At 74.4% G+C, this 23114-nt stretch carries 15 protein-coding genes and 1 pseudogene; 8 read left to right on the plus strand and 8 right to left on the minus strand.

Features of this window, described 5'->3' with window-relative positions; genetic code table 11:
• Positions 1-14 precede the first annotated feature (14 nt).
• The 4 genes and pseudogenes from rbfA to ACGF1Z_RS25710 all read left to right on the plus strand — a co-directional run bounded on the left by rbfA (position 15) and on the right by ACGF1Z_RS25710 (position 5669).
• On the plus strand, positions 15-455 hold the full coding sequence (rbfA, locus tag ACGF1Z_RS25695; RefSeq protein ID WP_393007777.1) for a 30S ribosome-binding factor RbfA: 441 nt from the start codon (positions 15-17) through the stop codon (positions 453-455).
• Positions 452-1378: a tRNA pseudouridine(55) synthase TruB gene (gene truB, locus ACGF1Z_RS25700; protein ID WP_393007779.1), complete on the plus strand. Its 927-nt coding sequence runs from the start codon at positions 452-454 to the stop codon at positions 1376-1378. The genes rbfA and truB overlap by 4 nt, the downstream gene beginning before the upstream one ends.
• A gap of 211 nt (positions 1379-1589) precedes the next feature.
• Positions 1590-1985: pseudogene (locus ACGF1Z_RS25705) on the plus strand (trypsin-like peptidase domain-containing protein); the annotation flags it as partial.
• 2715 nt (positions 1986-4700) lie between these two features.
• Positions 4701-5669 carry a bifunctional riboflavin kinase/FAD synthetase gene (locus ACGF1Z_RS25710; protein ID WP_393007875.1) on the plus strand — a complete coding sequence of 323 codons (969 nt, stop codon included), beginning with the start codon at positions 4701-4703 and terminating at the stop codon, positions 5667-5669.
• Positions 5670-6239: 570 nt separating this feature from the next.
• Here ACGF1Z_RS25710 and ACGF1Z_RS25715 read toward each other — a convergent pair.
• The 8 genes from ACGF1Z_RS25715 to eccE form a co-directional block, all read right to left on the minus strand.
• Positions 6240-7268, minus strand: a complete 1029-nt coding sequence (locus ACGF1Z_RS25715; RefSeq protein ID WP_393007781.1) for an oligopeptide/dipeptide ABC transporter ATP-binding protein — start codon at positions 7266-7268, stop codon at positions 6240-6242.
• A gap of 13 nt (positions 7269-7281) precedes the next feature.
• Complete coding sequence (locus ACGF1Z_RS25720; RefSeq protein ID WP_393007783.1) at positions 7282-8256, minus strand: ABC transporter ATP-binding protein; 975 nt, start codon at positions 8254-8256, stop codon at positions 7282-7284.
• Complete coding sequence (locus ACGF1Z_RS25725) at positions 8253-9137, minus strand: ABC transporter permease (RefSeq protein WP_393007785.1); 885 nt, start codon at positions 9135-9137, stop codon at positions 8253-8255. The genes ACGF1Z_RS25720 and ACGF1Z_RS25725 overlap by 4 nt, the downstream gene beginning before the upstream one ends.
• The gene (locus ACGF1Z_RS25730; protein ID WP_393007787.1) at positions 9134-10201 is read right to left on the minus strand and encodes an ABC transporter permease; all 1068 of its coding nucleotides are present in this window, start codon (positions 10199-10201) and stop codon (positions 9134-9136) included. Before ACGF1Z_RS25730 ends, ACGF1Z_RS25725 begins: the two co-directional genes overlap by 4 nt.
• 4 nt (positions 10202-10205) lie before the next feature.
• Positions 10206-12047: an ABC transporter substrate-binding protein gene (locus ACGF1Z_RS25735; protein WP_393007877.1), complete on the minus strand. Its 1842-nt coding sequence runs from the start codon at positions 12045-12047 to the stop codon at positions 10206-10208.
• A gap of 206 nt (positions 12048-12253) precedes the next feature.
• On the minus strand, positions 12254-15577 hold the full coding sequence (locus tag ACGF1Z_RS25740) for an SCO5717 family growth-regulating ATPase (RefSeq protein ID WP_393007789.1): 3324 nt from the start codon (positions 15575-15577) through the stop codon (positions 12254-12256).
• A 226-nt stretch (positions 15578-15803) separates the two neighbouring features.
• Positions 15804-16556 carry a hypothetical protein gene (locus ACGF1Z_RS25745; protein WP_393007791.1) on the minus strand — a complete coding sequence of 251 codons (753 nt, stop codon included), beginning with the start codon at positions 16554-16556 and terminating at the stop codon, positions 15804-15806.
• Positions 16557-16801: 245 nt separating this feature from the next.
• Positions 16802-18127: a type VII secretion protein EccE gene (gene eccE, locus ACGF1Z_RS25750; RefSeq protein ID WP_393007793.1), complete on the minus strand. Its 1326-nt coding sequence runs from the start codon at positions 18125-18127 to the stop codon at positions 16802-16804.
• A gap of 193 nt (positions 18128-18320) precedes the next feature.
• Between eccE and eccB the strand changes: the two genes are divergently transcribed.
• The 4 genes from eccB to ACGF1Z_RS25770 all read left to right on the plus strand — a co-directional run bounded on the left by eccB (position 18321) and on the right by ACGF1Z_RS25770 (position 23109).
• Entirely contained in the window at positions 18321-19865 is a 1545-nt protein-coding gene (gene eccB / locus ACGF1Z_RS25755) for a type VII secretion protein EccB (protein ID WP_393007795.1), read from the plus strand.
• 166 nt (positions 19866-20031) lie between these two features.
• Entirely contained in the window at positions 20032-21150 is a 1119-nt protein-coding gene (gene mycP / locus ACGF1Z_RS25760) for a type VII secretion-associated serine protease mycosin (RefSeq protein ID WP_393007879.1), read from the plus strand.
• Between the two features lie 105 nt (positions 21151-21255).
• Positions 21256-21720, plus strand: a complete 465-nt coding sequence (locus ACGF1Z_RS25765; RefSeq protein WP_393007797.1) for a hypothetical protein — start codon at positions 21256-21258, stop codon at positions 21718-21720.
• Between the two features lie 18 nt (positions 21721-21738).
• Positions 21739-23109, plus strand: a complete 1371-nt coding sequence (locus ACGF1Z_RS25770) for a hypothetical protein (RefSeq protein WP_393007799.1) — start codon at positions 21739-21741, stop codon at positions 23107-23109.
• Positions 23110-23114 lie beyond the last annotated feature (5 nt).

Genomic DNA, 23114 nt, shown 5'->3' on the forward strand with positions numbered 1-23114 from the left:
AAGGAGAAGGACCAGTGGCCGACAACGCGCGGGCGAAGAAGCTGGCGGACCTCATCCGGGAGGTGGTCGCCGAGAAGCTGCAGCGCGGCATCAAGGACCCGCGCCTGGGTACGCACGTGACCATCACGGACACCCGCGTCACCGGTGACCTGCGGGAGGCCACGGTCTTCTACACGGTCTACGGCGACGAGGAGGAGCGCGCGAGCGCAGCCGCCGGCCTGGAGAGCGCCAAGGGCATCCTGCGCTCGGCCGTCGGCAAGGCCGCGGGCACCAAGTTCACCCCGACGCTGACCTTCGTGGCGGACGCCCTCCCGGAGACCGCCAAGAACATCGAGGACCTCCTCGACCAGGCCCGCGCCTCGGACGCCAAGGTGCGGGAGGCGTCCTCGGGCGCCGCCTTCGCCGGTGACGCGGACCCGTACAAGAAGCCGGGCGAGGACGAAGCCGCCGAATGAGCACCGCAGGCAAGACTCCCCCGGCTGCCGCTGGGAGGGGCCCCCACGACGGGCTTGTCATCGTCGACAAGCCCTCGGGCTTCACTTCGCACGACGTCGTGGCCAAGATGCGCGGGATCGCCAAGACCCGCCGGGTCGGCCACGCCGGCACGCTCGACCCCATGGCCACGGGCGTCCTCGTCCTCGGCGTGGAGCGGGCGACCAAGCTGCTCGGTCACCTCGCGCTGACCGAGAAGGAGTACCTGGGCACGATCCGCCTGGGCCAGACCACCGTCACGGACGACGCCGAGGGCGAGATCACGGCGTCGGTCGACGCGTCGAAGGTCACCCGGGAGCAGATCGACGCGGGCGTGGCCGAGCTCACCGGCGACATCATGCAGGTGCCGTCGAAGGTCTCCGCGATCAAGATCGACGGCAAGCGGTCCTACGCGCGGGTGCGCGGCGGCGAGGAGTTCGAGATCCCGGCCCGGCCGGTCACCGTCTCCTCCTTCCGCGTGTACGACGTGCGCGAGGACACCGCCGAGGACGGCACCCCGGTCGTGGACCTGGTGGTCTCCGTCGTCTGCTCCTCCGGCACGTACATCCGGGCGCTCGCCCGAGACCTGGGCGGCGGGCTCGGCGTGGGCGGTCATCTGACCGCGCTGCGCCGCACCCGGGTCGGCCCGTACAAGCTGGACGGCGCCCGGACCCTGGAGCAGCTCCAGCAGGAGCTCACGGTCATGCCGGTCGCCGCGGCGGCCGCGGCGGCGTTCCCGCGCTGGGACGTCGACGAGAAGCGGGCCCGGCTGCTCCTGAACGGCGTACGCCTGGAGATGCCGGAGTATCCGGCGGGGCCGGTCGCGGTCTTCGGACCCGACGGGCGTCTGCTCGCGCTGGTCGAGGCCCAGCGGGGCAAGGCGAAGAGCCTGGCCGTCTTCGGCTGACCGGACGCAGGACGCCGTGCCGGCACGGCGTCACGGTGAGGCGGGCACGCACGCGTGCCCGCCTCACGATCCCCCTCCGGGGAGGATCCGTCCCCCGGCGATCACTTCTTCACCCCTTCGGGGAGGCGCTCGGAGCGAACGGGGGAGTGCAGGGGGGCGCGTTCGGTGCGCGCGCTTCTCTCACTGATCATCGTCGGCCTACCGTCGACCCATGGGGAGCGGGGACCGGGCGACGCTGGTACGGATCGAGGACCCGGCCGGCCGGTCCGTCGGTACCGGATTCCTCGCCGACCACCGCGGCACCCTCCTCACCGGCCACGAGGTGGTCGACGGACACGCCGCCCTCCACCTCGTCTGCCCCGACGGACACAGCTGGCGCGCCACGGCCGCCGACATCACCCCGCTGCCCGGCACCGGGCTCGCGCTCGTCCGCACGCAGGGCCTCGGCTCCCGCCCGCTGCCCCTCGCGCCCCGGCAGGGCATCGAACCCGGCACGTACGTACGCATCAGCGCCCACGGCTGGCGCGAGGCCCGCGTGCTCGGCACCACACCCGGACCCGCCCTGGAACTCGCCATCGGCACCGAGGGCGCCGAAGCCCTGCACGACGGCGGCCCGGCCGCCGGCGGACCCGTCCTCGACCCCGTCACGGGCGCCGTGCTCGGCGTCCTCGGCACCGCCGCGCACGGCGACCGGCGCGCCGCCGGACACGCCCTGCCCCTCCCGCCCGACGGGCCGCTCGCGCCGCTGCTGCGCCGGAACGCCGCCACCGTCCCCTGCTACGGGCGGGACCTCAACCTGGCCGGCGTCCTGGAACTCACCGCCACCACCACGGGCGGCCAGGACGACCCGCCCGCCCCCCGGGTCCAGGACGACGGCACCGCCCTCGTCCTCGCCGTGGTCGGCCTCCCCGGCACCGGCCGCAGCACCGCCCTCGCGGGCCTCGCCGCGGACCGCACCCGCGGCCCCGCGCCCGCGCCCACCGTCTGGCTGCGCGGCGCCGACCTGCGCCCCGACGACCGCTCCCTCGCCGACGCGATCGGCCGGGCCCTGCGCCGCGCCGGGCGGGTCGCCGCCGCCTCCGGCACCCCCGGCGACCCGGCCGCCGTGACCCCCGAGCAGGCCGCGGACCTCGCCGCGGACGCCGGCCGGCCGCTGCTCGTCCTGCTCGACGCCCCCGAGGAGATGCCCCCGGTCCTCGCCCACCGGCTCGCCGCCTGGACCGGCGCCACCGAGGAGTGGCTCACCGCCCACCACGCGCGCCTCGTCGTCGCCTGCCGCCCCGAGCACGCCGAGCAGGCCCTCGGTCTGTACGCCACCGAACCGGCCGTCGTCGCCCTCGGCGACCTCACCGAGGCCGAGGCCACCGGGGCGCGCCGCCGGCACGGGGTCCCCGACGACGCCATCGCCGCCCCGGACGCCCGCCACCCGCTCGCGCTGCGGCTGCTCGGCGAGGTCCGCGCGGCGACCCGGGGCGAGCTGCCGGGCCGTCCCGACCGCGACGAGATCTTCCAGGCCCACCTGGACCTCCAGTGCCTCCGGATCGCCGTACGCATCGCCGCCGCCGGCCGCCCGGTCCTGCGCGGCACCGCCGTCCGCCGCCTCGCCGCCCGGGTGAGCGGCCGGATCCACGAGGCCGCCCGCCGCTGCCTCGGCCCCGGCCAGGGCGAGCTCGACCGGGAGTCCTTCGAGGAGCTCTTCCCCTGGCGCACCGGCTGGGCCTCCGCCGTCCTCACCGAGGCCCTGCTCGTCCCGGCCGGCGGCGGCTACCGCTTCGCCCACGAGGAGCTCGCCGACTGGCTCCAGGGCGCCCACCTCGACATCGACCGCGCCCTCGACAGCCTGATCCACCACCCCGCACCGCTCCCGGTCCCGCGCCACCGCATCGGCCCCGTGCTCCAGGCCCTGCGCCGGCTCCACCGGGAAGCCGGCCCTGGCTGCCTGACACCGCGACTGGAGGGCCTGACGGACACCCTCGCGGCCTTCGCGGACGCGGAGAGGGGGACGGAGGGCGAGACGAGGGGGGAGGGGCCGCACGGGACCGGGGCGGCCCCGACGGGCGCGGACGGGCCGGGCGGCGCCTCCGCCGCGCCCGGGGGCGCCGAAGGGGTCTGGTGGGCCTCGCGGCTGCTGGCCGGGACGCTGGAGGGGGTGCCCGACCTCCGGCCGTATCTGGGGGTGCTGCGGCGGCTCGCCGACCACATCGGGGCACGGCCGGGCCGGCGGGCGGCGTTCAGCGCCTTCGGCGTGGACTTCTGGGACGCGCTCGCGGTCGCCGAGGGCGAGGGGACGGACCTGCTGCGGCGGCTCGTGCCCGCCGACCCGCCGCCCGGGGGCACCCGCTTCCTCGACCTCGCCGCCGCGCGGCTCACGGCCGACCCCCGCGGGGTGCAGCCGCTGCTGTGCCGCTGGTTCGGGGACGAGCGGCCGCTGGCCGGCGCGCCCGGAGCCACCGTCGGCACGGCCGCGCAGGCGCTCCTGCACACCCGTCGGGCACTCGCCGTGGACGACCTGTGCGAGGCCCTCGTCGCGACCGCGCACCCCCTCGCCGAAGGCCTGCTCGCCGCGCTCGCCCAGGACGAACCGGCCGCGCTGTGCCGGGCCGTGGACCGATGGGCGCACGACGACGGGCGCCCCGAACGGCGCGCCGCGGCCGCCGCGTACGGGCAGCTCGTCGCCCCCCACGTGCACACCACGGAGGAGCGGAGCACCCTGCGCTACGCGGCCCTCGCCCTGCTGGCCCGGCCCGGCGACCGGGCGCTGCACGGCGCCGCCGTCGGACTGCTCGTCCGGGACCCGGACTCCCGCGCCCGGTTCCTGCCGCGCGCGCTCGCCGAGCCGGACGTGCCCGTGGACGCCCTCGCCGCCGCGCTCGCGACCCACCCCGACCCCGTCCTCGACGCCCTGCGCGCCCGGCTCCTCGGCGGCGAGCCCGCGCCCGTCCTGCGGGCCCTCGCCCGGGTCGACACCCCGCGCCTCGCCCGCCGCGCCGCCGCGCTCGTCGCCGAGTACGCGCGGAAGCACCCCGAAGGCGCCCCGCTGGTCGCCGCCTTCGTCGACGCGCGGCTGGAGGAGGGGCCCGTCGTGCGCTGCGTCCTGCACCCGCTGGTCGGGCACCTGCTCGCGCTTCCCGCCCCGCGCGCCGCGCTCGCCCCGGTGCTCGCCGCCCCGGGCACCGGGGCCTCCCGCTTCCTGCGCGCGGAGCTCCGAGACATGGCGCACACCATGCCGATGCCTCCGCAGCCGCATGCTCATGGCAGTCTTAGACCTGCGCCAACAGGCGTACACGCGGACTTGGGTACAGGCGGACGAGGAGCGGTCACAGTGCAGCGCTGGCGTGGCTTGGAGGACATCCCCCAGGACTGGGGGCGCAGCGTCGTCACCATCGGTTCCTACGACGGAGTCCACCGCGGGCACCAGCTGATCATCGGCCGGGCCGTGGAGCGCGCCCGCGAGCTCGGCGTCCCCTCGGTCGTCGTCACCTTCGACCCGCACCCCTCCGAGGTCGTACGCCCCGGCAGCCACCCGCCGCTGCTCGCCCCGCACCACCGCCGCGCGGAGCTGATGGCCGAGCTGGGCGTGGACGCGGTGCTGATCCTGCCGTTCACGGCCGAGTTCTCGCAGCTGTCCCCGGCGGACTTCATCGTGAAGGTCCTGGTCGACAAGCTGCACGCCAAGCGGGTCATCGAGGGCCCCAACTTCCGCTTCGGCCACCGCGCCGCCGGCAACGTCGCGTACCTGGCCGAGCTCGGCGCCACCTACGACTACGACGTCGAGGTCATCGACCTGCGCGTGTCCGGCGCGGCGGGCGGCGGCGCGCCGTTCTCGTCGACGCTGACCCGCCGGCTCGTCGCCGAGGGCGACATGGCCGGTGCCGCGGAGATCCTGGGCCGCCCGCACCGGGTCGAGGGCATCGTCGTGCGTGGCGCCCAGCGCGGCCGCGAGCTCGGCTTCCCGACCGCCAACGTCGAGACCCTGCCGCACACCGCGATCCCGGCCGACGGCGTCTACGCGGGATGGCTGACGGCCGCCGGCGAGCGGATGCCCGCCGCCATCTCGGTGGGCACCAACCCGCAGTTCGACGGCACCGAGCGGACCGTCGAGGCGTACGCGATCGACCGCGAGGGCCTGGACCTCTACGGCCTCCACGTCACCGTCGACTTCCTCGCCTACGTGCGCGGGATGCTCAAGTTCGACACCCTCGACGACCTGCTCGCGGCGATGGCCGGTGACGTCAAGACGTGCCGCGAACTGACCGCCGCCTACGACGAGGGCGCCCGGAACGGTTCCTGACGACCCGTCCGCTCGGGTCCGGCTCGTGCTGCCGGTCCGGAGCGTCGGCCGGGCGTCGGCCGGGCGGGCCCGCCCCGCGCGCGGTGTTCCCCGCCCACGGCGGTCCGCGGGGCCCCGCGGGGAGGGCCGTACGCGCCCGGCGCCGTCCCGCCCCGACCGGGCGGCCCGGCCTCGACCGGGCCGGCCCGGCCCCGGCCGGGCGGCTCCGCCCCGACCGGGCGGCCAGGCTCCGACCGGGCGGCAGGCCCCGGCCAGGCGGCCTTGCCGCGCTCTACGGGGCCTGGCCCGGGGCGCCGTTCCCTGCCGCCCGTATGGGCGCGGCCCCGGCACCCTTTCTCGCGCGGCCGTATGACCCTTCCCCGTGCGGCCGTACGAGCGCGGCCCCGGCATCCTTCCTCGCGCGGCCGTACGCGTGCGGCCTTGGCGCTCTTCCTCGCGCGGCCGCATGAGCGCGACCCCCGCACCCTTCCCCGCGCGGCCGTACCGGCTCGGCCCGGGCGCCCCGCCCCGCCGAAGGGGGAGCGGCGCGCCCGGGCCCTGACCGGCCGCCGGCGGCGGGAGATGCTCAGCTCAGTCCACCGCCACCGCCCCACCGGCGTCGGACGCTCGGTCCGCGGCCACCGCCCGCCGCGCCCAGTGGCAGGCCGCCGCGCGTTCCTCGCGCCCGCCGAGGATCGGCAGGTCCTCCGTGCGGCAGCGGTCGGCCACCTCGCCCGCCTCGCCCGACGCGAGGATCTGGCAGCGCACGTGGAAGCGGCAGCCCGACGGGATGCGCGCCGGGTCCGGGGGCTCGCCGGTCAGCACCACCGGATCCGCGACGGACTCCGGCAGCACCGACAACAGCGCCTGTGTGTAGGGGTGCTGAGGACTCGTCAGGACGGACTCGACCGGCCCCGTCTCCACGATCCGGCCCAGGTACATGACCGCCACCCGGTCCGCGATGTTCCACGCCAGGCCCAGGTCGTGCGTCACGACCAGCGCGGAGAGGCCCAGTTCGTCGCGCAGGCGCAGCAGCAGGGCCAGGATCTCGCCCCGTACCGACGCGTCGAGCGAGGCCACCGGCTCGTCCGCCACGATCAGTTCGGGCTCCAGGACCAGCGCACCGGCGATCACCACCCGCTGTCGCTGCCCGCCGGACAGCTCGTGCGGATAGCGCAGGAAGAAGCGCTCCGGGGGGCGCAGCCCGGCCCGGGACAGCGCCTCGGCGACCGCCGCGCGCTCGTCCCCGGCATGGCCGTGGATGCGCAGCCCCTCCGCCACCGCGTCGTACACCGTGTGCCGCGGGTTCAGCGAACCGCTCGGGTCCTGCAGGACCAGCTGCGCCCGTCTCCGGTACGCCTTCAGGGACCTGGCCGTGTAGGCCAGCGGCGCGCCCGCGAAACGCACCTCGCCCCCGCTCGGCCGCACCAGGCCGAGCAGGGAGCGGGCGAGCGAGGTCTTGCCGCAGCCGGACTCGCCGACCAGCGCCACGATCTCGCCCGCGCCGATGTCCAGGTCGACCCCGTCCACGGCCCGGGCGGGCGGCGCACCCCGGCGCCCCGGGAACACCACCCGCAGGTCCTTCGCCGACAGCAACGGCGCCGAGGCGTCCCCGCTCATTCGGTCCTTCCCTTCACGAGCCGCTCCCCACGTGTACGCAGGCCGCCCGGCGCCCCGCGCCCGCGTCCCGCAGCTCCTGGTCCTCCGCCGCGCACCCCTCGACCGCCACCGGGCAGCGGGGGTGGAAGGTACAGCCGGCCGGCAGGTCCGCCGGGTCCGGCGGGTCGCCCGGCAGGCCGCGCGGGGCCCGGCGCGAGGCCGGGTCGCCGATCCGGGGGAACGCCGAGGACAGCGCCCGCCCGTAGGGGTGCGCGGCAGCCTCGTACACCGCCTTCGCCGGGCCCTCCTCGACCACCCGCCCCGCGTACATCACGGCCAGCCGGTCGCAGGTGTCGGCGAGCACCGCCAGGTCGTGGCTGATCATCAGCAGTCCGATGTCCTGCTCGGCGACCAGCTGTTCGATGAGACGCAGGATCTGCGCCTGGATCATCACGTCCAGCGCGGTCGTCGGCTCGTCCGCGACGATCAGCCGCGGGTCGCAGGCGAGCGCCATCGCGATCATCACGCGCTGCCGCTGTCCGCCGGACAGCTCGTGCGGATACGCCGCCGCCCGCGCGGCCGGCAGGCCCACGTGCTCCAGCAGCTCGCCGGTCCGGGTGCGCGCGGTCGCCGGGGTGGCCCGGCCGTGCACGAGCAGCGGTTCGGCGATCTGGTCGCCGATCCGCCGCACCGCGTTCAGCGAGTGCATCGCGCCCTGGAAGACGATCGACGCGCCGGCCCAGCGCACGGCCCGCAGCCGTCCCCACTTCATGGTGAGGACGTCCTCGCCGTCGAGCAGGATCTCCCCGGTCGTCCGCGCCGACGGCGGCAGCAGCCGGAGCAGCGCGAGCGCCATCGTCGACTTCCCGCACCCGGACTCCCCGGCGACCCCGAGCTTCTGCCCGGCGGGCAGGGTGAGGTCGACGCCCCGCACGGCGGGGACGGCGGCCGCCCCCGACCCGTACGTCACGCCGAGGTTCCGTACCTCCAGCAGCCCCGCGGCGCTCACCGGCCCACCCCCAGCTTCGGGTTGAGGACGGACTCGACGGCCCGCCCGCAGAGCGTGAACGCGAGCGCGACCAGCGCGATGGCGATCCCGGGCGGCGCCAGGTACCACCAGTGCCCCGACGAGACCGCGCCCGCCTCCCGGGCGTCCTGGAGCATCCCGCCCCAGGACACCACGGTCGGGTCGCCGAGCCCGAGGAAGGCCAGGGTCGCCTCGGTGAGGATGGCCGTCGAGATGCCGAGGGTGGTCTGGGCGAGCACGAGCGGCATCACGTTCGGCAGGACGTGCCGGGTCATGACGTGCCCGTGCCCGCCGCCGAGGGCGGTCGCCCGCTCGATGTACGGGCGGGACTCGACCGCGATCGTCTGGGCCCGCACCAGCCGGGCGGTGGTCGGCCAGCTGGTGACGCCGATCGCCACGATCACCGTCCACATCGACCGGGACATGACGGTCGCGAGCACGATCGCCAGGACCAGCGTCGGCATCACCAGGAACCAGTCGGTGATCCGCATGACGACCGTGGAGAACCAGCCGCCGTAGTGGCCCGCCACGATCCCCACGAGCGTGCCGATCGCCACCGACAGGGCCGCGGCCAGCAGCCCCACCAGCAGCGAGATCCGCGCTCCCCAGATCAGCAGGCCGAGCAGTGACCGCCCGAACTGGTCCGTCCCCAGCGGGAACTCGGCGCTCGGCGCCTCCAGGGCGGTGCCCGGCGCGTTCGTCACCGACTGCACGTCGGCGCCGACGGTCAGCGGCGCGGTGAGCGCGAGCAGCCCGATCACCGCGAGCCCGGCCAGGCCCCAGAGACCGGCCCGGTGACCGCGGTACTGCTTCCAGAAGCGGGTGGCGGTGCCGCGGCGCCGCTCCCATGTCAGTGACGTCATCGGCCCACCCGGGGGTCGAGCAGCGGATAGAGCAGGTCGGCGATCAGGTTCATCACGATCATCGCGCCGGCGAAGACCACGAACAGGCCTTGCACGAGCGGCAGATCGGGCACGCTGAGGGCCGAGTAGAAGAGGCCGCCGAGCCCGGGCCAGGAGAACACCGTCTCCACCAGGATCGAACCGGCCGCCACGTGACCGAGGTTGATGAAGACCATCGTCACCGTCGGCAGCAGCGCGTTCGGGACGGCGTGCCGGCGCCGTACGGCGTCGTCGCGCAGCCCCTTGGCCCGGGCGGTGGTCAGGTAGTCGCTGCCCATCTCGTCGAGCAGCGAGGAGCGCATGACGAGCAGGGTCTGGGCGTACCCGACCGCGACGAGGGTGAGGACGGGCAGGACCATGTGGTGGGCCACGTCGAGGACGTAGCCGAAGCCGGTCTCGCCCGTTCCGGACTCCATGCCGCCGGTGGGGAAGAGGCCCGGGACGGGACCCATGCCGACCGAGAACACGATGATCAGCAGCAGGCCGAGCCAGAACGACGGCACCGACCACAGGGTGAGGGCGACGCCGGTGTTCAGCCGGTCGCCGAGGCTGCCGTGACGCCACGCCGAGCGGGTGCCCAGCCACAGGCCGAGCGCCGAGTAGATCACCACGGCCGTGCCGGTGAGCAGCAGCGTCGCGGGGAGCTTCTGCGCGATGAGCTCGCCGACCGGGGCGCGGAACTGGTAGGAGGTGCCGAGGTCGCCGGTGAGCGCCTTGGCGCAGTAGTCGGTGAACTGCTGCCACAGAGGCAGGTCCAGGCCGAACTGCCGTCGCAGGGTGCTCAGTTGCTCGGCGGTGGTGGGCATGCCGTGGGTCATCGTCTTCACCGGGTCGCCCGGGATGATCCGGAAGAGGAAGAAGCTGGTGACCAGGACGGCGAGGAGCGAGACGGCCGCGCCGGCGAGCTTCGTCGCCGCGTGCCGCAGATAGGGCAGGGCGGTACGGGTGCGGGGGGCGCCGCCCTCCGTGGTCAGGGCCGCGCCGGGCCGGACCACGGAGGAGGCGGGGGTGCTTGCGCTCGTCACGGGGCTACTCGCGGTCGTCGGCGGTGGAGCGGCGGCGCATCATCAGGAAGACCCCGGCGCCGGCGACGACCACGACGGCGGCACCGATCCCGACGGCCAGGCCGGCGGACGAGCCGCCGTCGTCCGACTCCGCGCCGGCGGCCTGCGCGGCCGGCACGGCCGACCACCAGCTCCAGTAGCCGTCCTGGCCGTAGAGGTTGCCGCCCGCCTCGGGCATCGTCGTGATGCTGCCGATCTGGTCGGTGCGGTAGGCCTCCAGGGCGTTCGGATACGCGATGACGTTCATGTACCCGGTGTCGTACAGCCGCGACTGCATCTGCTTGACCAGGGCGGCGCGCTTACCGGCGTCGTACTCCACCGACTGCTGGGCGTACAGCGCGTCGAAGCGCGGGTCGCAGATGAAGTTGTCGGTGGCGCCGGTGTCCTTGGGGGTGGCGGGCAGCGTGCCGCAGGTGTGGATGGACAGCACGTAGTCCGGGTCCGGGTTGACCGACCAGCCGTCGAAGGCGAGGTCGTAGTCGCCCTTCACCCACGGGTCCGAGACGCTGTCGAGACACTCGACCTTCAGCCCGATGCCGAGCTTGCCCCACCACTCCTGGAGGTACTTGCCGATCGCCTTGTCGTTGGGATCGGTGGCGTGGCACAGGATGCGGAAGTCCAGCGCCCGCCCGTCCTTCCCGACCCGCTTGCCCTCGGCGTTCTTGCGGTACCCGGCCGCGTCCAGGACCTGCGCGGCCCGCGCGGGGTCGTAGGTGCGCTTCTGGGTGCCGTCCGGCTGCCAGAAGTACGAGCCGAAGCGCGGCGGGATGTAGCCCTCGCCCTCGACGGCGTGGCCCTGGTAGACCTTGTCGACCAGCGTGGCGCGGTCGACGGCGAGGAAGAGCGCCTTGCGCACCTCGGGGTCGAGCAGCGCCTTGTTCCCGTTGCCGAAGGTCCTGCCGTCCTTGGCGCGGGCGCCGGGATTGGTGGCGAGGGCGAAGAAGCGCCGGCCCGGCGCGTCGTTGACCTTGATGTTCTTCTGGGTCTTCAGGGCGGCGGCCTGGGCGGGCGTCAGGTTCGGGACGAAGGACACCTCACCCTTCTGGAGGGCGGCGACGGCCGCGTCACCGTCCTTGTAGTACTTGAAGACCAGCTCGTCGAACTTGGGCGCCCCCCGCCAGAACGTCTTGTTCGGCTTCAGCTTGATGTACTGGTCGACCTTGAAGTCGGTGATGACGAAGGGGCCGTTGCCCACGATCGGGAACTTCTGGTCGTTGTTGAACTTGGAGAAGTCGCCGACCTTCTCCCAGACGTGCTTGGGCACGATCGGCACGTCGAGCGCCGTCATCGTCGCCTGCGGCTTCTTCAGCTCGATGACCAGGGTCTGCGGGTCGGGTGCGGTGACCTTCTTGAAGTTGGCCGTGAAGCTGCCGTTGGCGGTGGCCGCGTTCGGGTCGGTCATCATCTTGGTGAAGGTCCAGGCCGCGTCCTCCGCGGTGGCCGGCCGCCCGTCGGACCACAGCGAGTCCTTGCGGATCGTGTACGTCCAGGTGAGCTTGTCCGGCGAGGACTTCCAGGCGGTCGCGAGGCCCGGGACCGGGTGCGCGTCCTTCGCGTCGTAGTTCGTGAGGTACTCGTACGCCAGCCGGTGGATGCTGGTGGAGACGAGCTTCTGGGCGAGGAACGGCGAGAGCGAGTCGATGCTCTGCGAGACCGCGACCGTGAGCGTCGTGCCGCCGTCCGCCTTGGCTTCCACCGCCCGGGCCTGCGGGGCGGCCACGAGCGAGGCGGCCGTGACGCCCGCCGCGGCGAGCAGGCGGAGGGCTCTGTGGGTGGGTGCCGGACGGGGTGGAGCCTTCGTGACCATGACCATGGGACGTGACCTCGCGTCGGGGATGCGTGCGCCGGTGAGCTGCCGTGGATCTTGGGCTGACGATGGATGAAGCGAAGGTGTATCAGCGGTGGTCTGCCGTCGTCAACGATGTCTCAAACACCGTGTGGGCTGCGGGAATGCCGAAAGGCCCCGTACCGGAACACCGGTACGGGGCCTCATTGGTCTACTCCTGTGACGCCTTACTGCTGAGGGGCTGGCGGAGCCTGCGGAGGCTGCTGCGGGGCCTGCTGCTGCCAGTTGGGCGGCGGGACCTGTCCCTGTCCCTGGCCCTGCGGATCCGCCTGCGGCGGCAGCGGCTGCGCCGGGGGCTGCTGCCAGCCCTGCGGCACACCCGGCTGACCGGGCTGCGCCCCGTACGGATGTCCGGGCGCGGGCTGTGCTCCGTACGGCTGACCCGGCTGACCCGGCTGACCCGGTGCCGGCTGCGGCGGGTAGGGCTGCTGCGGGTACGGCCCGCCCGGCGCCGGCTGTCCGGAGGCGGGCTGCCCGGGGGCCGGCTGCCCGGGGTAGGGCTGCGGCGGGTAGGGCTGGCCGGGAGCCGGCGGCTGAGGGGCGTAGGGCTGACCGGGCTGGGGTTGCCCCGGCGCCGGCTGTCCCGGCATCGGCTGGCCGGGCATCGCCTGGCCCGGCATGGGCGGGGCCATGTGCGGGGGCAGCGCGCTCTGGCCGTCCGCGGTCCACAGGCCCTGCGCCTGCTGCGCGCGGACGAAGTCCTCGGCCACCATCGCCGACAGGTTGAAGTACGCCTCGCGGGTCTTCGGCCGCATCATGTCGAGGTCGACCTCGGCGCCCGCCGCCAGGTGCTCGTCGAAGGGCACCACGACCACGCCGCGGCAGCGCGTCTGGAAGTGCTGGACGATGTCCTCGACCTTGATCATCTTGCCGGTCTCGCGCACGCCGGAGATGACGGTGATCGACCGCTGCACCAGCTCCGCGTACCCGTGCGCCGACAGCCAGTCGAGCGTCGTCGAGGCACTGGAGGCGCCGTCCACGGACGGCGTGGAGATGATGATCAGCTGGTCGGCCAGGTCGAGCACCCCGCGCATCGCGCTGTAGAGCAGACCGGTGCCCGAGTCCGTCAGGATGACCGGGTACTGCTTGCCCAGGACGTCGATCGCCCGCCGGTAGTCCTCGTCGTTGAAGGTCGTCGAGACGGCCGGGTCCACGTCGTTGGCGAGGATCTCCAGACCGGACGGCGCCTGCGAGGTGAACCGGCGGATGTCCATGTACGAGTTCAGGTACGGGATCGCCTGCACCAGGTCGCGGATGGTCGCCCCGGTCTCGCGCCGCACCCGGCGGCCGAGTGTGCCGGCGTCGGGGTTGGCGTCGATCGCCAGGATCTTGTCCTGCCGCTCGGTGGCCAGGGTCGCGCCCAGGGCGGTGGTCGTCGTGGTCTTGCCGACACCGCCCTTGAGGGAGATGACCGCGATCCGATAGCAGGAGAGGACCGGCGTACGGATCAGCTCCAGCTTCCGCTGCCGCTCCGCCTCCTCCTTCTTGCCGCCCAGCTTGAAGCGCGCCGAAGCACCGGGATTCCGGCTGGACTTGGCCTTCTGCTTGTTGTTGCGCAGCAGCCGGTCGGAGGACAGCTCGACGGCCGCCGTGTACCCGAGCGGCGCGCCCGGCACCGACCGCTCCCGCTGGTCGTGCGTCACGGCGGAGGGCCAGGCCGCGCCCGTGCGCGGGTCGACGGGGCCGGCGGGGCCGACCGGGCCGGTGGGCGCGACGGGCGGCTGACCCGGCTGTCCCGGCTGCGGGAATCCGTAGCCGGCCTGCGGCGGCTGGGCACCCTGCGGAGGTACGGGGGCCGGGGCGCCGTGCGGCGGCAGCGGCTGACCGGGCTGGGCCGCCTGGCCGGGGTGCGGGAAGCCGTAGCCGCCCTGCGGGGGCACGGGCGGGTGACCGGGCTGACCGGGCTGGCCGGGCTGGGCGGGCTGGCCGGGCTGGGGGAATCCGTATCCGTCCTGGGGCGGCACCGGCTGCTGGGCGGGCTGCCCCGGTCCCGGCTGTCCCGGCTGTCCCGGGTGGGGGAAGCCGTAGCCGGCCGGCGGGGGCACGGGAGCCTGGCCGGGGTGGGCCGCCTGGCCGGGGTGCGGGAAGCCGTACGCGCCCTGCGGGGGCACGGGCGGGTGACCCGGCTGACCGGGCTGGGCCGCCTGGCCGGGGTGCGGGAAGCCGTAGCCGCCCTGCGGCGGCTGGGGAACCTGCGGCGGTACGGGACCGGGGGCACCGGGCGTCCCGGGCGCGGGCCAGGACCCGGTGGGGGGCAGCGGTGCGGCCTGCGGCAGCGGCTGGTCGCCCGGGGCCGCCTGGGCGGGCCACTGCTGCGCCGGCGCGGGCGTCGCCGGCTGGAACGACGGCGGCAGCGGCGGCAGTCCGGCCCCCTGTGCGGGGACCGGCCCGCCCACGGGCGGCAGGGCGCCGGGCATGGCGTCCCGCGGCTCCTCGGCGGGCGCCGCGGGTGCGTTCGGCCCGGCGTCGGCGGTGTCGTCACCGGGCGCGGGCGGGACGGCCGGGTCGGAGCCCGCGTCGGAGCCGGGCAGGGGGGCGGCCGGGGCGAGCGCCGCGGGCGCGGCGTCCGGCGCCGGGTCCGCGACGGGATCCGGTGTGGCGACGGCCTCGGCCCGGCCGCTGTCGGGCGTGCCCGGCGTGGCGGCGTCCGTGCCCGTGGCCTCGGCGGTCGCGCCGTCGGCCGGGTCGTCCGTGCCGTCGGCCGCGAGGACGGGCGGGGGAGCGCCCTCCCCGTCGGCGGACGGCGTGGCGTCGCCGTCCTCGGCGCCGGAGCGCGGTGCGGGGGTCACGTCGGACACGTCGTCGGCCGCGGGGGAGGCGGATGCGGGTCCGGTGCCGGAGTCCGCGGCGTGGGTCCCGTCCTCGGCGGACGGGTGCGGGGCGGCGGCGGAGGCCTCCGCGCCGGACGTCCCGGTGGGCTCGCCCGCCGACGCGGTGGCGCCGGCCGTGTCCAGCGGCGCGGGGGCCGAGGCGGGCAGGGGCGCCGGGGCGGGTGCGGGGCGCTCGGCGGGCGCGACGGCGGGTGCGGGGTGCTCGGTGGGCGCGACAGGCGCCGCCGGGGCGTCGCCCGGGGGCGTCTGCTGCTCCGCCAGCTCCGCCATCTCCCGCTTCAGCGCGGCGGGGGAGAAGCGCATGGTCGCCCCGCTCTCCACGTCCCCGCCGCCGAACGGCACGGCCGGGGCGGCGGGTGCCGGAGCCGCAGGGGCCGTCGGGACCTGCTCCGCGGGCATGGCCGGGGGCGGTGCCGGGGCGCCCCAGCTCGGCTCGAATCCGCCGCTCGCCGGCAGGCCCGGAACGGCGACCGGAGCGCCGGTCGGCGGCGGGGGTGTGGGCGCCCCGCCGCTCGTGGCGCCGGAAGCGTTCTGCGTGTACCAGGCCGGAGGGGTGTAGTCGATGGTGAACTCACCCGTCATCTCGGCGGGATCTGCGTCGGACTGATCGTCGACGGGTGGGTTCCAGCCCCCGTGGCTCTCGTCCCGATCGCGGTTCACTTTGCCTCCTGGTGTGGTCGCGCACCCTTGTGCAGTCGTGGGCGGGCACATCCCACCCTAAACGCCAACCGTGTCGGTCGGGCAGGGCCGACGGCCCGCCGCTGCCCGCCGTGGGGACGGGTGGCGTCCCCCAAGTGACCCGCGGGTACCGGAGAGTGAGACCCCCCGTGCTCCAAACCCGTCCGAAACCGGACAGGTTCGGTGATTTCCCGCAGCGTCGTTCCCCTCAGTCCATCCGGCGGGCGCCGCCCAGCAGTCCCGTCTCGGCGTCCGTGGCCTGCGTCATCACGAACTGCCGGTCGCTCGGGGTGCACCAGAGGGTCACCCCGTCGGCCAGTGTCGACAGCGCCTCCCACTCCGCGCGCTGGAGCCCCATGATGCGGCCGATCTGGGCGGCCTCGTCGGGGGACACCCGCTGCACGCCGACGAGCGAGGACTTCTCCAGCAGGCGCGGCGCCACCGGGCTCAGATAGGGGAGGAGCGTGACGACCGACTGCCAGGGGCCGGACACCACGCGGCCGCGCGGCGGCCGCATGCCGCAGTCGCGGACGACGACCACCGGGCTGCCCGCGGACGCGCCCTGCGGCGGCACGCGGCCCACGTCGTGCAGCGTGATGCAGGGCTGGCCGCCGCCGGCCGCCTGGGCGAGCGCCGTCCAGGCCGGGGCGCGGCCGGTCTCGACCGCCACCCGGGCACCGGTGGCGGCCGCGCGCAGCGCGAGGACCTGCGCGGTCCACAGGCCCCCGATGAGCGTGACGTCGTACGGGCTCGGCCGGTTGATGCCGAGCACGGCCGGCCGGCCCTCGGCGTCCACCCCGACGACGACGCCGTCGTCGCCCAACGGAAGCGCCAGAGCCGCGAGTTGGTCGACGGGCACGGAGTGGCGGTCACGGCGCGGGCCGATCAGCCCGAAGCCGAACCGGGGCTTCGAGCCCCGCCCCGCCCGCCTGGTGCCGCGTCCGCCGTCGGCGGCGCGCACGGCGGCCCGCCGCCCGGGAACCCCACCGCTCACGCCGCCGGGGGCCGCGGGAGCGAAGGGCGCGGCGCCACCCGGCGCCGGTCCACCGGCCGCCGCGCCCACCGGCGCGGTACCCCCGCTCGTCGCGGGACCGCCCGCACCGGGTCCCATGCCCGGATACCCCGCCCCGGCGGAACCGGCATGGCCTCCCTGGCCCGCCTGACCGCCCGGCCCGGCCGGGTTCACCGCCCCCGTGGGAATCGTCATCAGCGCGCACCCCCCAGCGGCAGCGTCGCCAGCATGCCCGGACCCTGTTCGCGGTCGAGCCGCACCAGCCCCGTCTTCACGCCGCGCGCCGCGCGCTCCAGTTCGTGCCGGGCCGCCACCAGCTCCTCGTCGCTGCGCCCGGTGATCCGTACATGTCCGGTGATCGTCGCCTCCTGGCGGTCGCCGCCGCTCAGGGTCAGGCTGAAGGTCGTCGCGAGCGCCGGCAGCGACGTGAGCAGCGCCACCAGCTGCGGCATCGACGCCCCCGCGCCGCCCGCCCCGCCCAACTGGGGCCAGCGGCCCACCCAGTAGGTCGTGTGCCGGCGGTCGTCGACCCGCCAGGTGCGGGCCGTCTCCTGGGTGCGGCGCCCCTGCGCCTGCCCCCGGCCCGCCTGCGCGATCGCCATCGGGCTCGCGCACGTCGAGGTGGCGAGCGCCGAGGTGAGCTCCTGCTCGGTGAGGACCGTCGCCCGGAACCCGGCGCCCGCGAGCCGGCTCGCCAGCTGGTCCGCCGCCCGTACGACGCACTTCTGCGCGCCCTCGAGACCGCCGCCGCGCGCCTCGACCGCCTCGGGGCACAGCTCGGGGTCGAGCTTGAGCGCGACCCAGGTGATCCTGAGCGCGGGCGAACCCGTCTGCGCCTGCAGGGGGCCGTAGTTGCGGGCCGCCATCGACTGCGCGGGCAGGTGCGGGGCGGGCGCCGGCTGGGTGTGCTGCACGACCTGCGCGGACTCCAGCCGGATGCCGTCCACCGAGAGGACGTCCTGGATCAGCGCCACGGGCAGCGGGCGCGCGCCACGGTCGGGGCGCAGCGCCGTGGCCTCGGACTCGACGCGGACGACCGCGGTGAGGAAGGTGCCGTCACCGATCATCCCGATCGGGCGCCGGTCGCGGTCGCTGTACGCGTACGTGCGCAGCGCCGGGTCGCACTCCACGAGCGGGGCGAGCCCCGGCTCCGTACCCTCCGGCACGGTGGTGGAGGCGGCGCGCCGGGTGCGGGCGCGCAGCGCGAAGAAGGTGGCGAGCCACTCGGGGAGCGAACGCCGGTGCCGGCGCACCACCGCGAGCAGGACGAGCAGCGCCGCCGCCACACCGGCCGGAACGAGCATCAGCTTGTCGACGACCGCGGCGACGAGCAGCAGCGCCGCCGCCACCTCGATCAGCACGAGTTGTTGCAATCGGAACGAACCGAAGTGTCCCGGACGTGCCTGCAGCCTCGGGGAGACCGAGGACGGAACAGACGAATCGGGCCCCGAGGAGGGGGAGACGGAGGGTGCGGAAGGCGCCGCGGCCGCCCTGGGCCGCGTCCGCGTCGCGGAAGCCATGATGGAGAATCCCCCTCAATTCGTCCCGATCACCGTGGCCCGCCAGGCCTTTGGCGGCTGGATCACCCTACCCGCCCCACGCGCACCGGTGGACAGCAGGCATAGTAGGGGGCCGGTCCGACAGGCCGGGGGCCGGGCGCCATGCTCCCCGGAACTCCCGAGCGAAGACTGCGCCAGACGAAAATGGGGACTCATGGCATCACGGCGGGACGAGCTCAACGCGTACACCTTTGCGAAGAAGCGCACGGTCGCGGCATTCCTCCAACCCACTCCCTCGGGTACGGAGGAGGGGGCGCCCAAGCCGCTGCGCGCGGTCGTTCCCGGCCTGGTCATCGGCGCCTTGGTGATCGCGGGCTTCGGCGCGTGGGGCATGTTCAAGCCGACCGCGCCCAAGGGCTGGGACGAGCCCGGCAAGAAGGTGATCGTCGGCAAGCAGTCCACCACCCGCTACGTGGTCCTCACCACCGGAAAGGGCAAGGACAGGAAGACCCTGCTCCACCCGGTGCTCAACCTGGCCTCCGCCCGGCTCCTGCTCAACCCGGACGACTTCCAGGTCATCCAGGTCGACGACAAGACCCTGGACGAGGGCAAGCCGCCGCGCGGCCCCATCCTCGGCATCCCGTACGCCCCCGACCGGCTCCCCGGCGCCGACGACGCGGGCGAGCAGAAGCGCTGGGCCGTGTGCGAACAGCCCGGCGGCGGCAGCGGCGGCAGCGTCCAGAAGGCGACGTTCCTGTTCGCCAAGCGGGACTTCGGCCGGACCGACGACAAGAGCAAGCTGGGCCCCGGCCAGATCCTGTACGTCAAGGGGCAGAAGGACAGCGCCCAGTACCTCGTCGACCACACCGGCACCAAGTACCTCGTCGACGAGAAGTCCCCGAACCTCACCACGGCCCTCTTCGGCGTCAACCGCCGGCCCCAGCAGGTCACCGACGACTGGCTGGCCACCCTGAAGACGGGCGACCCCGTCGACTTCCCGACGGTCCCCGGCCTCGTCGGCACCAAGGCCGGCGCGAGCGCCGAACTCAGCGACACCGAGGACCGGGTGGGCATGGTGCTGCTCGCCCAGACCGGCTCCGGCCCCCAGCACTACGTGGTGCTCCAGGGCAAGGTGCAGCCGGTGTCCGACTTCACCGCCTGGCTGCTCATCAACTCCCCGAAGGCCGTGGGCCTCGGCATGGACGGCAAGCCGAGCCCCGTGGACCTGCAGGCCGTCGCGAGCGCCGCCCCCGAGGTCTTCGAGGGCACGCGCCGCTGGCCCGAGCGCAAGTCCACCCAGATCAACTCCGTCGGCGGCTCGGGCGCCCGCGACACCATCTGCTCGGTCCTGGAGAAGGTCGGCGAGAAGGGCGAGACGACCCTGTCGACCTGGGCCGGCCCGAAGTACCCGGCCGACATCACGGCCGGCGGCACCAGCACGTACGTCACCCCCGGCACCGGCCTGCTCTACACCCAGACCCAGGGCAGGCAGTCCCGGCCCGACGGCTCGCTCTTCCTCGTCACCGACACCGGCCTGCGCTACGCGGTGCAGGCCAACGGCGACAGCGACTCGGGGCGTTCGGAGATCGGCGCCGGGGAGCAGAAGCAGCCGGACGGACGCCCGGAGCCCAGCGACGCCCAGAAGCGCCTCGGCTACGAGAAGGTCGTCCCGGTCCTCGTCCCGATGGAATGGTCGGAGTTCCTGTCCAAGGGCCCGCGCCTGGACACCAACAGCGCGCGCCAGCCGCAGGGTTCGTGAGGGGGCGGCAGAGGTGACGACACCGACACGCAGGAGCGCGGCGCTGCTGGCGGCCGCGACCCTGACGGCTCTGCTGGCGGCGTCCCCGGCGGCCGCGGCACCCGCCCGGCCCGCGAAGAGCCCGGGCCCGGTCGACATCGACGGCAGTGGCGAGTGCACATTCCCGATGAAGGAGCAGATCGAGGGCATCCCCTGGTCGCTCCAGCGGGTGCTGCTCGACGAGCTGTGGCAGGACACCAAGGGCAAGGGCGTCCGTGTCGCCGTCATCGACACCGGCGTCGACGACGTCAACCCGCAGCTGAAGACCGCGGTCGACGCCACGGCGGGCAAGGACTACCTGAAGCCCGAGAAGGAGAACCCGGGCAGCGGAAACGACCAGCGCGGCAAGACCGACGGCACCGTCGACCTGGTCGGCCACGGCACCAAGGTCGCCGGCATCATCGCCGCCCGGCCCCGCAAGGGCACCGGCTTCGTGGGCCTGGCGCCCGAGGCGACGATCATCCCGATCCGCCAGAACGACGAGAAGAACAGCGGCAAGTCCGACTCGATGGCCGAGGCCATCAAGCACGCGCTCGCCAAGGGCGCGGACGTCATCAACATCTCGCAGGACACCACCCAGCCCCTCAGTGAGGACTCCTCGCTGGGCAAGGCGGTGGCCCAGGCGATCGACGCGGGCGCGGTGGTCGTCGCCTCGGCGGGCAACGACGGCATGGACGGCAAACTGAAGAACACCTACCCGGCGGCCTTCCCGGGCGTCCTGGCCGTGGCGAGCTCCGACCGCAACAACGAACGTGCGGCCTTCTCCCAGTCGGGCACCTTCGTCGGCGTCGCCGCCCCCGGTGTGGACATCGTCTCCACGGTCCCGGGCGGCGGCCAGTGCGTGGACAACGGCACCAGCTTCTCGGCCCCCTACGTGGCGGGCGTGGCGGCCCTGCTGAAGGCCAAGTACCCGGAGTGGAAGCCGGCCCAGATCGTGACCAGGATCGAGCAGACCGCCATCCGCTCCATCAACGGACATGACAATCACGTGGGTTGGGGCGTGGTCGACCCGGTACGGGCGCTGGCCGACGGCCCCGTACCGCCCCTGACGGGCCCCACCCCGGACCCCGGCCCGCCGAAGGCCCCGGCCCCGGAGCCGGCCCACATGGCGAGCTCGGAGACCCCCCAGGAGCGCGACGAACGCCTGGCCACGTACGCGCTGGGGATCGGGGTGGTCCTGGTCGCGGTGGTCGCCGGCACGGCAGTGGTGATCCGCGACGGCAGGCGCCGCCGCCGGATCGCCTGACGCCCCGTCGAATGAGTAGGAATACCTAGGTAGCTTTGCAGTTGGAACTGTCGTACCGAGTCGTTAGAGTGGGCGAGTTCGTGCATGTGACGAGGGGGAACTGAAGTGGCAGGGCCGAACGGGGACGGCGGCAAGAAGGACCTGGAAGTCGAGGACGTGACGCTCCAGACCTTCCAGACGCGTATGCAGAAGATCGTCGACGACTTGAAGGGCTCGCCCGCCGAGCACAAGAAGATCGGCGAGCAGAAGGTCACGGAATCCTCGTACGGCACGGGCTTCGCCGCGGCCGGCGAGCTGCACGGGGCGTACGAGAAGGTGCGCACGCGACTCGAAGAGCTGACGAAGATCTTCGGCGAGACCATCGAGGCGATGGGCATCCGCGCGCAGATCGCCGACAAGGGGTACACGGGCGTCGATCAAGAGCAGCTGGAGCGCTACAAAGCGATTCAGAAGAGCACTGAGGCCGACTACAAGAAGCACAGTAGCGACGAGAGTCACGCTGCGCCCAAGCCCGGGGAGGCGGCGGCCAAGCCGACGACCGACACCGGCGATTCCGGCGGATTCAGCTAAGCGGGGGAGTGAAACAGCATGTCTGGAGAGTTCGAGGGCAAGTCGCTGGACGCCCTGTACGCGATGATCGCGTCCGCCAAGCCCGACGACATCACGGGCGCCGGCGACGCGCTGGCGGCCGCCGTGCCGAAGATCATGAGCATCGCCAAGGACCTGCGGCACTACATCTCCCGCGTCCAGTGGGAGGGCGAGGGCGGAGAGGCCTTCCGCAAGTGGGGCGCCGGCATGGTCTCGGAGACGCTCGTCCTCGGTGACTTCACCAAGGTCGTGTCCGAGCAGATGAAGCACGCGGGCGGGGCGCTCAAGACCGCGCAGACCTCCGTGCCGAAGCCGGCGGGCATGTGCTTCGCGGACCCGGAGAAGGAGAAGGCCCGCCTGGCGGCGGAGACCGGCCCGAAACTCCAGGAAGCGATCAGCGCGATGGAGCGGCTGTCGTCGTTCTACGACACGTCGAAGACGCGGATCACGTCTGAGCGGCAGCCGGAGTTTCAGGCGATGGGTGACCCCAGCTACGCTGCCGAGCGAGAGTACGGAACGGGTACTGGCACCGGGTCCGGGACGCACTCCAGCACTGGTACCGGTACCACGCAGACAGGTCACACGACCCTCCAGCGTGCCCAGGAGACGGACCCGGGCGGCACTGACCGGACGATCCGTGACCACGTCACCCCGCCGTCGACCCCGCCCACCCCGCCGACCCGCCCGGACACCGAGGTCGACACCAACCTGGACTCCGTGAAGACGCCGCCGGAGACCACGATCCGGCCGCCCGTGCAGCCCCCGGTCGTCACGACCACGCCTCCGCCGGCGACCCACCAGCCGGTGCCGCTTCCGCTGCCGCCCACGGTTCCCCCGCTGGGCCAGCAGGGCACTTACCAGCCGCCTCGCACGCCCGTCACGGGCCTGCCGAGCCCCGCGACGCGGACTGGACTGCCCGGCCCGAGCACGCTGGGTCCGCTGGGCCGGCAGGAGGGCATCACGGGAGGCCGTCAGGTGCCCGGCCGCTCCGTGATGGGCCAGCAGATGGGGCGGATGCCCATGGGCACCGTGATCGGCGAGGAGAAGGGCACCTCTCCGTACGGCCGCGGCGCGGGCGGCATGCACGGTCAGGGCGGCGGTATGCACGGCGCGCCGAACGGCGGCCAGGGCTATGGCGGACGTCGCCTGGCGAGCCAGCCCGGCGGAACCGTCGGCGCTCCCTCCGCGTCCGGTGTGAATGGACGCTCGGCCTTCACCCAGGGTGGTTCGGGCCTCGTGCGTCCTCCGGCTTCGACGCAGCCGGGCGAGGAGGAGCGGCAGCAGCCGCGCCACCGTCCCGACTACCTGTCCGAGGACGAAGAGACGTGGACCTCGGGGCAGCGCCAGATCGTCCCGCCCGTCATCGACTAGGAGCA

This window comes from Streptomyces sp. NPDC048018, from assembly GCF_043202995.1.
Taxonomy (GTDB): Bacteria; Actinomycetota; Actinomycetes; order Streptomycetales; family Streptomycetaceae; genus Streptomyces.

Coding starts and splice junctions, on each gene's coding strand:
- truB (WP_393007779.1), top strand. CDS start 452: ATGAGCACCGCAGGCAAGACTCCCCCGGCTGCCGCTGGGAGGGGCCCC.
- ACGF1Z_RS25715 (WP_393007781.1), bottom strand. CDS start 7,268: ATGAGCGGGGACGCCTCGGCGCCGTTGCTGTCGGCGAAGGACCTGCGG.
- ACGF1Z_RS25725 (WP_393007785.1), bottom strand. CDS start 9,137: ATGACGTCACTGACATGGGAGCGGCGCCGCGGCACCGCCACCCGCTTC.
- ACGF1Z_RS25735 (WP_393007877.1), bottom strand. CDS start 12,047: ATGGTCACGAAGGCTCCACCCCGTCCGGCACCCACCCACAGAGCCCTC.
- eccE (WP_393007793.1), bottom strand. CDS start 18,127: ATGGCTTCCGCGACGCGGACGCGGCCCAGGGCGGCCGCGGCGCCTTCC.
- eccB (WP_393007795.1), top strand. CDS start 18,321: ATGGCATCACGGCGGGACGAGCTCAACGCGTACACCTTTGCGAAGAAG.
- mycP (WP_393007879.1), top strand. CDS start 20,032: ATGAAGGAGCAGATCGAGGGCATCCCCTGGTCGCTCCAGCGGGTGCTG.
- ACGF1Z_RS25770 (WP_393007799.1), top strand. CDS start 21,739: ATGTCTGGAGAGTTCGAGGGCAAGTCGCTGGACGCCCTGTACGCGATG.